This window comes from Streptomyces sp. MS06 (assembly GCF_047200655.1).
Classification (GTDB): Bacteria; Actinomycetota; Actinomycetes; order Streptomycetales; family Streptomycetaceae; genus Streptomyces.
Map to the genome: position 1 here is coordinate 1 of NZ_JBJZOJ010000113.1, position 8,237 is coordinate 8,237.

Genomic DNA, 8,237 nt, shown 5'->3' on the forward strand with positions numbered 1-8,237 from the left:
CGCCGTTACCTCTCCAACGAGAGCATGGACAGCCTCTATCCGGACAAGACCGCTCTGCTACCCGCCACCGACGAATGATCGCTTACACCACGCCAAGGGGCACGACCGCGATCCGTCTCAGACAGGGTGCCCGCCGCGCTGAGTACCAGCAGGTCCGGCAGCTTTCACACAGGCCGGCGTCCTTGGCCGCGCGACCTGGTTCCGAGCATCCAGCGCGAGGGCTCTTTTGCAACCATGAACTTAATGAATCCTTGAGTGCTCAAGCATGGTGATATGCTTGAGCAGTCAAGGAGGTAGCAATGAGTGATGCGCTGGATGCGTCGCTGCGTCTCGTCCGGGCCCAGGTGGCCCTGGTGAAGCGATTCGACACAAGCCTGTCAGGGCTGCACGGCGTGAGCCTGGCCGACTTCACGATGCTGCTGCGTCTGGGACAGGCGCCCGGCGGCCGGATGCGCCGAGTGGACCTGGCCGGGAAATTGGGGCTGACCGCCTCCGGGGTGACCCGGGGACTGGCTCCTTTGGAGCGGATCGGACTGGTCATGCGCGAAACGGACGCCCGCGACGGACGTGTGGCCTATGCCGCACTGACCGACACCGGCCGCGAACGCCTGACGGACATGCTCGCCACCGCCGAGCAGGTCGCCGCCGAGATCTTCGCCGCCCCCCTGTGGAGCAAGGAGGACATCGGCCACCTGTCCGCCCTGCTCACCCACCTCGGCGGCACCGGGCTTCCCGGCCACGGAACCCCGCCCCCGTAACCTCGTAGGAGTACCCCCATGAAGACCGCACCTGCCCTCCGCCAACAGCCAGTCACCCTGGCCGACACCGCGACAGCCATCCGTACGGAGGGCCTACGCAAGGTCTACCAGCGAGGGCAGGACAGCCTCGTCGCCGTCGAAGGGCTGGATCTCACCGTCAACAAGGGCGAGTTCTTCGGCCTGCTCGGCACCAACGGCGCGGGCAAGTCCACCACGATCGGCATGCTTACCACCCTGGTCACGCCCACCGCCGGAAGCGCGTGGGTTGCGGGCCACGAGGTCAGCGCCGATCCAGTCGGTGTGAAGTCCCGCATCGGTGTCGTCTCTCAGGCCAACACCCTGGACCGCGCGCTCACCGTGCTGGACAACCTCGCCTTCCGCGGACGTTACTTCGGCATGTCCGCATCGGCTGCCCGTCGTCGGGCGCTGGAGCTCCTGGGGCAGTTCGCTCTCGCCGACAAGTCCAGTGCGAAGGTTCACCAGCTCTCCGGTGGCCAGGCCCGCCGGGTCATGATCGGCCGGGCCCTGATGCACCTGCCCGAGGTGCTCTTCCTGGACGAGCCGACCGCCGGCGTCGACCCCCAGGCGCGCGAGGACCTCTGGCAGATCATCGGGAGCCTGCACGAGGGCGGCCAGACCGTGGTGCTGACCACGCACTACCTCGACGAGGCCGAGGCCCTGTGCCAGCGTCTCGCCGTCATCGATCACGGACATCTCCTCGCCTGCGACACCCCTGAGGCGATCAAGGCGACCAGCGGCGCGCAGACCGTCATCACGGTCCGCTACGACGCCGGTGCCGACCCCGTCGCAGACGCGGTACGCCGCATCCCCGGCGGCCCGCACGTCGTCATCGTCGACGGCCCGACCATACACGTGCGCACCACGCGCCCCGACGGCGTGCTGGGTCACCTGTTGCGCGAAGGAGGAGCCGCGGGTCTGACCGTCCGCGATGCCGCCAACACACCCCCCAGCCTCCAGACCGCCTTCCTCACCCTGACCGGACGTGACTACCAGCCATGACCACCTCGACCCTCACCCCAACCGCCCCCCGCATGCAGTCGTCCCGCCGGGCGGCCTGGCGCGCCTACCGGGCACTGACCGCCCGCGACCTGCACGTCCTCGGCCGCAACCTTCCGGTCCTGCTCCTGCAGGTGGGTCTTCAGCCGCTGCTCTTCACCTTCGCCTTCGCGTACGTGATGCCCAGCATCGGCAGTGGACTCGGCGGAGCGACATCGTTCTCCACGATCCTGCTGCCCGGCCTGATAGCCAGCACCCTGACGCTGCAGAGCATCATGTCCGTCACCGGGCCGCTGGCCGCCGAACTCGGCCCCGGCCGCGAGATCACCGACCGCGTTCTGGCTCCGCTGCCCATCTGGGCTGTGGGCCTCCAGAAGATCACCTCATCGGCGATCTTCGGCCTGGTCTCATCCCTCGTCGTCGTCCCGATCGTGTGGCTCGTGCATGCCCCGGGCGCCGCGCCCCAGGCCCAGGTCGGCAACTGGCCCCTGCTCGTCGTCACCTTGGTCCTCAGCGCCCTGCTCGCGTCCACGCTCGGGCTGCTGCTCGGTACGGCGATCGACGCCTCCGCCTTCGGGGCGCTGCTGGGCCTGCTCCTGGCCGCAGCCACGATGCTGGGCTGCGTCTACTACCCATGGACCGCGCTGGACTCGATCGGCTGGGTCCAGGTCCTCACGCTCGCCAACCCGCTCGTCTACATGAGCGAGGGCCTGCGTGCGAACCTTACGCCCGCCACTGGTCACATGCCGACCTGGGCCTACCTCACCGCCCTCACCCTCGGCACGGCTGCCCTTGGCTACCTCGCCCTGCGCCGCTTCACCCGGCGGGTCCAGACCTGAAGGCGCCCTGTCGCAGCAAATACCGGATTCACTGCGGCAGAGCCCCTACGGAGATACTCGCGACCTGCGGAGGGTTCTCCGGACACCGCAGGCGAGGTGTACGCATTTACTGCGGCAGCGCCGGAAGGGTGGGACGGACATGACGATCGAACCGGTGACCGAACTCGGGGGCGGGGGCGCGTTGCGTGTGCCGCGCGCCCGGGTCGTGCCTTTGTCCGCCCCGCCGGCGTCGTACACCGCGGCGGTCGAGCGGTACCTCACCGGCGCGGGCATCGCGAAGTCCTCCGCGCGGATCTACCGGATCTCGCTGATGACGTGGGGATGGATGCTCGCCGGCGAACCCGCGCCGACAGGACCTGCCCGCCGGGGCGCGAAGCCGCCCGTCTTCCCAGTCACCGCGATCGACGACCCGGCCCTGCCGGAGGTCCTGGCCGAACTGGCGGCGGCCCGCGCGGACGAGATGGACGCCGACACCGTCAACCGCGAACTGCCCATCGCACGCAAGGCGATCGGCTGGTGGCAGCGCCAGGGCTGGATCGATGGCGACCCGACGATCGGCATCGAGCGGCGGCCGGCACCGCCGGACCGCACCAAGGCCCTGGCCGAGAACCAGATCGCCGCCCTGTGGCGCCTCGACGTCGCTGCGGGAGAAGGCGCAGTGGAAGAAGCTCTACGAGTCCGCCGCGCGAGCCGAAGAGGTGCTGTGCCTGAACGTGGAAGACCTCTACTCGCAGGACAAGCGCGGCAGGATCACCGCCAAGGGCGGGGCGACGGAGTGGATTCACTGGCAGTCCGGCACCGCCCAGCTCCTGCCCCGCCTGATCGCCCGCCGTTCCCGCGGCCCGCTGTTCCTCACCGACCGCAAGGCCCCGGCCGGAACACCCACGCTCGACGTGTGCCCGGAGACCGGCCGGGCCCGGCTCTCCTACCGCCGCGCTGAGGAGATCTTCGAGGAGAACACCCGGCTGCTGGCAAACCCCCTCGCCTCGCCCGACGACATCGAGGACGTGGACGGCTGGACCCTTCACCGGCTCCGCCACAGTGCCCTGACGCACGACGCGGAGGACGGCACCTCCACCCCGATGCTGCTGGCCCGCTCCCGCCACGCCTCCGTCCGCTCCCTGGAGCGGTACGCCCGCCCCGGCGTCGACTCGGTCGCCCGGCACGTCGCCGAACGCGACCCCGCTGCACGTCGCCGCAGGTAAGTCCGAGCGGATCAGCGCTTCAAGATCACCCCGTTGCCCCTTTGGCGCGTATCTCGGTCACACCCCCGCCTGCGCGCGGAGCGCTTCGATACGGGCCAGCACCTCGTCCGCGTGCGGTCCCACCCGGAGCCTCAGCTCGCTGCTCCAGCGCTCGTCCTCGTAGCGGCTCTCGCGGTACAGGTCCCTGGCGTGCTCCAGCACCGGGCGGTGCTCCGGGGGGAGACGGGCGAGGGCCCAGTCCGCGGCGACGTCCTTGGGCAGGATCTCGCCGGTGGCGAGCGTGGTCCAGACCCGGGCGAGGGTCAGGAGGACGTTGCGGGTGTCGTCGGCCAGGCCGCGGACGAGCTCGGGGATGCCCGCGACACTCGCCCTGACGACGTCGCCGTGCGGCACGGGACCGATGAGCCTGGCAGGGGGCGGCCCGGTGAGCGGGTGGTCGCCGGCCAGGACCATGGTGAGCAGCAGGGCGAGGTCCGGCATGGGGCCGGGCCGCGGAGGGCCTCCCGCCAGAAGTTCGTCGCGCATCCACTCGCCGTACAGGAAGTCGCCGAGCGGCGGGAACCGCCAGGGATGGACCTCGGACCGGACGACGACGGTGAGTTCCACCGGCCGGCCGCCGGCCGCGCGCCCGGAGACCGCCAGCAGGCCCTCCAGGAGCGCCTGCCGCATGCCCGGGTCCGGACTCTCCCGCGTGACCACCAGAACGTCCAGGTCGCTGGCCGGCTTGAGGCCCCCGAGCACGGCCGAGCCGTGGAGGTAGCTGCCGAGCAGGACGGGCTCCAGGACGTCACCGACGATTCCCACGATCCGCCGCAGTTGCTCCATCACGTCAGTCTCGGGCATCGGGCGCCCTCGGACACCTGAGTTTCCGCCGGCCCCCGCCGCGGCTGCGTTCGACCACCCGGCGGACCGCCGACCGGGACGCCGAAGAGGCCGGACACGACCGGGCCGCCATCCCGCGGCGGACGCCACCCGCCCGGCGGCCCGCCCCCGTATCGCCGCGGACGCCACCCGCGGGGAGGTTCCACACGGCCGCAACACGCCCGCGGCCTTGATTTTCCGTACGGGTTGTCCGATAACTCTGTCGTGGGCCCGAGTGCCGACGCGGGCCGGCCGCACCGACTGCGCCGCCCGCCCGTCAGTCCCTCCGTCCGTCCGCAGGTGTTCCCCGTCCGTGCGACGGGTCCGTCGGACCGGGAGCGGGCAGGCAGAGCGCGCTGGTCCCGCTACGAAGGCAGGGGAAGCGATGTCACAGGGCAGTGACCTCCGACGGCACCGGGCCACGCTGGAGGACGAGTGGTCCCGCTGGATCCCGCGCCTGAGGATGGCCCGGCGGTCGCCCTCCGGCAGCGTGCCGCTGCGGCCCGAAGTGGCGGAGTCCTGGGCGCGCTCGCTGGACAGCGTCGACCCGGGACAGGACAGCGCGCCGGCCGACGAGGGCGTCCCGGTGGCGCGCCGCTGGGCCGCCTCACCGCTGCACCGGCCCGTCGGCGACCTCTCCTCCGAGCTGCACAGCATCGCCGAAGAGGCGGGATTCGTCGGCGCGGTCACCGACCAGTCCGGCACCATCCTGTGGACGTGCGGTGGACGCACCATGCGCACCCGCGCCGAGCGGGTCAACTTCGCGCCCGGCGGCCGCTGGGACGAGTCGGCCATGGGGACGAACGCGCTCTCGCTCGCCCTGCGCACCGGCCGGCCCAGCACCGTCTTCTCCGCCGAGCACCTGGTGTCCGCGCTGCACGGGTGGGTCTGCTACTGCGCGCCGGTGCGCGCTCCCGACGGCAGCGTGCTGGGGGTGCTGGACCTGTCCACCACCTGGGACCGTTCGCACCCGCTGGCCATGGCGACCGTGCGCTCGTTGGCGACGGCCCTGGAGAGCAGACTGGCCTCCACCCCGCCACCCGCGGAGTCACCCGCGACCCCGGCGGAGGGCGCGGCGGGGGTGCGGCTGAGCTGCCTGGGCGTCGCCCGGGCCGAACGCGACGGCGTGGCACTGCCGCTGCCTCCGCGTCAGCTGGAGATCCTCACCCTGCTCGCACTGGAGCCCGACGGGTTCACCTCCGACCGGCTGCGCGAGGCCCTCTACGGCGACCGACCGGTGACCACGTCCACACTCAAGGCGGAGGTCTCCCACCTGCGCCGCGCCCTCGGCGGAGCCGTCGCCTCCCGCCGCTACGGCCTGACCGCGCCCGTCTCCTGCGACGCGGCCGACGTCCTGAACGCCCTCCGGGACGGCGACACCGGCACCGCGCTGCGCCACTACCGGGGTCCGCTGCTGCCCCGGTCCGAGGCACCAGGCATCGTGGAATGGCGGGCCCAACTGGAGGTGGCCGTGCGGGAGGCGGTGCTGGCGAGCAGCGGCCCGGAGCACGCCTTGCGCTACGGCGAGCGGGCTCCGTACGACGCCGAGGTGCACGAGCACGCACTGCGGCTGCTGGCGCCCGGCGACCGGCGCGGCCCGATCGCCGTCGGCCGCCTGAGCACCGCGCTCCGCGAGTGACGGCGACTCCCCGGTGAACGGGGCGGCGGATACGGGCGCCAACCTTCCGCCAACCTCCCCGGTGCACGGTGAGCCCCGGTGCGGCGCCGCTGCCGTACCGCCGTACTCGCCCCTTCGAGGAGAGCCGCCATGGTGTACGCGCAGCCTGGGACAGAAGGCAGCATCGTCGAGTTCGCCCGCCGCTACGACAACTTCATCGGCGGCGACTGGGTGGCACCCGTCGAGGGCCGCTACTTCGAGAACCCGTCGCCGATCACCGGCAGGACCTTCACCGAGGTCGCCCGCTCCGGAGCGGCGGACGTGGAACTCGCCCTGGACGCCGCGCACGCGGCCGCCGAGAAGTGGGGCCGCACGCCGGTCGCCGAGCGGGCCAACGTCCTCAACCGGATCGCGGACCGCATCGAGGAGCACCTCGAGAAGATCGCCGTGGCCGAGACGTGGGACAACGGAAAACCGGTGCGCGAGACACTCGCCGCCGACATCCCGCTGGCGGTGGACCACTTCCGCTACTTCGCGGGCGTGGTGCGCGCCCAGGAGGGCAGCATCTCCGAGATCGACCCGGACACCGTGGCCTACCACTTCCAGGAGCCGCTGGGCGTGGTCGGACAGATCATCCCGTGGAACTTCCCCGTACTGATGGCCGCGTGGAAGCTCGCGCCGGCGCTGGCCGCCGGCAACTGCGTGGTGATCAAGCCGGCCGAGCAGACCCCGGTGAGCCTGCTGTACGTGGTCGAACTGATCGCCGATCTGCTGCCCCCGGGCGTGGTCAACGTGGTGAACGGGTTCGGCGTCGAAGCCGGCAAGCCGCTCGCCTCCAGCCCGCGCCTGGCCAAGGTCGCCTTCACCGGCGAGACCACCACGGGCCGCCTGATCATGCAGTACGCCTCCGAGAACATCATCCCGGTCACGCTGGAGCTGGGAGGGAAGAGCCCGAACATCTTCCTGCCGGACGTGACGGCCGCCGACGACGACTTCCTCGACAAGGCCGTCGAGGGCTTCGTGATGTTCGCCCTCAACCAGGGCGAGGTGTGCACCTGTCCTTCGCGGGCGCTGGTCCACTCCTCTATCTACGAGGAGTTCATGGCCCGCTGCGTGGAGCGCACCCGCGCCATCACCGGCGGGAACCCGCTGGACCCGACGACGATGATCGGCGCGCAGGCCAGCACCGAGCAGTACGAGAAGATCATGTCCTACCTCGACATCGGCCGGAAGGAGGGCGCCGAGATCCTCACCGGAGGCGGCCCCCGCACGGTGGCCGGGCTGGACGACGGCTACTACATCGAGCCGACGATCTTCCGCGGCACCAACGACATGCGGATCTTCCAGGAGGAGATCTTCGGGCCGGTGGTGTCCGTGACGACCTACGACTCCGTCGACGAGGCCCTCAAGATCGCCAACGACACCCTGTACGGCCTCGGTGCGGGCGTGTGGAGCCGTGACGGGAACACCGCGTACCGGATGGGCCGGGAGATCAAGGCGGGCCGGGTCTGGACCAACTGCTACCACGCCTATCCGGCACACGCGGCCTTCGGCGGCTACAAGAAGTCCGGCATCGGCCGCGAGAACCACCGGATGATGCTCGACCACTACCAGCAGACGAAGAACCTGCTGGTCTCGTACTCGCCGAAGAAGCTGGGCTTCTTCTAGCCTAGAGGCCGGAAAAGGGCGCCTGACCAGGGAAGATGCCCGGCAGGCGCCCTTCTCGGCACACACGTAGGCAGCAAGTCGAAACACGCCCTCACTCCCGATACCTCCCACCCGTGTCCCAGCTCTGACCAGCAGTTCCGGGGTATTTCCGGGCCAGAGTCCCACTCAGGCGCTCTCCACACCGTCATCGTCCGTGGCCTGGCATGGTTCGCTTCGGCCGGGAACTTGGCGTAGTAGCGGAAGAGAACCTGGATGTCTGCCCGGCACGGCG

The 8,237-nt window shown here is 70.9% G+C and carries 7 protein-coding genes; 6 read left to right on the forward strand and 1 reads right to left on the reverse strand.

Features of this window, described 5'->3' with window-relative positions; all coding sequences use genetic code 11:
* The first annotated feature begins 299 nt into the window (after nucleotides 1-299).
* The 4 genes from ACL02U_RS32395 to ACL02U_RS32410 all read left to right on the forward strand — a co-directional run bounded on the left by ACL02U_RS32395 (nucleotide 300) and on the right by ACL02U_RS32410 (nucleotide 3,819).
* Nucleotides 300-758, forward strand: coding sequence for a MarR family winged helix-turn-helix transcriptional regulator (locus tag ACL02U_RS32395; RefSeq protein WP_412794586.1), 459 nt, complete (start codon nucleotides 300-302; stop codon nucleotides 756-758).
* 18 nt (nucleotides 759-776) lie between these two features.
* A complete protein-coding gene (locus ACL02U_RS32400; protein ID WP_412794587.1) occupies nucleotides 777-1,778 on the forward strand; it encodes an ABC transporter ATP-binding protein in 1,002 nt (333 codons plus the stop codon).
* Entirely contained in the window at nucleotides 1,775-2,614 is an 840-nt protein-coding gene (locus tag ACL02U_RS32405; RefSeq protein ID WP_412794588.1) for an ABC transporter permease, read from the forward strand. Before ACL02U_RS32400 ends, ACL02U_RS32405 begins: the two co-directional genes overlap by 4 nt.
* A gap of 539 nt (nucleotides 2,615-3,153) precedes the next feature.
* Nucleotides 3,154-3,819 carry a site-specific integrase gene (locus ACL02U_RS32410; RefSeq protein ID WP_412794589.1) on the forward strand — a complete coding sequence of 222 codons (666 nt, stop codon included), beginning with the start codon at nucleotides 3,154-3,156 and terminating at the stop codon, nucleotides 3,817-3,819.
* Between the two features lie 57 nt (nucleotides 3,820-3,876).
* Here the strand turns inward: ACL02U_RS32410 and ACL02U_RS32415 are convergent, their stop codons facing one another.
* Nucleotides 3,877-4,662 carry an aminoglycoside adenylyltransferase family protein gene (locus ACL02U_RS32415; RefSeq protein WP_412794590.1) on the reverse strand — a complete coding sequence of 262 codons (786 nt, stop codon included), beginning with the start codon at nucleotides 4,660-4,662 and terminating at the stop codon, nucleotides 3,877-3,879.
* A gap of 403 nt (nucleotides 4,663-5,065) precedes the next feature.
* Between ACL02U_RS32415 and ACL02U_RS32420 the strand changes: the two genes are divergently transcribed.
* The gene (locus ACL02U_RS32420; protein ID WP_412794591.1) at nucleotides 5,066-6,319 is read left to right on the forward strand and encodes a GAF domain-containing protein; all 1,254 of its coding nucleotides are present in this window, start codon (nucleotides 5,066-5,068) and stop codon (nucleotides 6,317-6,319) included.
* 129 nt (nucleotides 6,320-6,448) lie between these two features.
* A complete protein-coding gene (adh, locus tag ACL02U_RS32425) occupies nucleotides 6,449-7,966 on the forward strand; it encodes an aldehyde dehydrogenase (protein ID WP_412794592.1) in 1,518 nt (505 codons plus the stop codon).
* Nucleotides 7,967-8,237 lie beyond the last annotated feature (271 nt).

What these genes read in the sequence shown, in the direction of transcription:
- ACL02U_RS32410 (WP_412794589.1), top strand. Translation starts at nt 3,154, where the DNA reads ATGGCGACCCGACGATCGGCATCGAGCGGCGGCCGGCACCGCCGGACC.
- ACL02U_RS32400 (WP_412794587.1), top strand. Translation starts at nt 777, where the DNA reads ATGAAGACCGCACCTGCCCTCCGCCAACAGCCAGTCACCCTGGCCGAC.
- ACL02U_RS32420 (WP_412794591.1), top strand. Translation starts at nt 5,066, where the DNA reads ATGTCACAGGGCAGTGACCTCCGACGGCACCGGGCCACGCTGGAGGAC.
- ACL02U_RS32395 (WP_412794586.1), top strand. Translation starts at nt 300, where the DNA reads ATGAGTGATGCGCTGGATGCGTCGCTGCGTCTCGTCCGGGCCCAGGTG.
- ACL02U_RS32415 (WP_412794590.1), bottom strand. Translation starts at nt 4,662, where the DNA reads ATGCCCGAGACTGACGTGATGGAGCAACTGCGGCGGATCGTGGGAATC.
- adh (WP_412794592.1), top strand. Translation starts at nt 6,449, where the DNA reads ATGGTGTACGCGCAGCCTGGGACAGAAGGCAGCATCGTCGAGTTCGCC.
- ACL02U_RS32405 (WP_412794588.1), top strand. Translation starts at nt 1,775, where the DNA reads ATGACCACCTCGACCCTCACCCCAACCGCCCCCCGCATGCAGTCGTCC.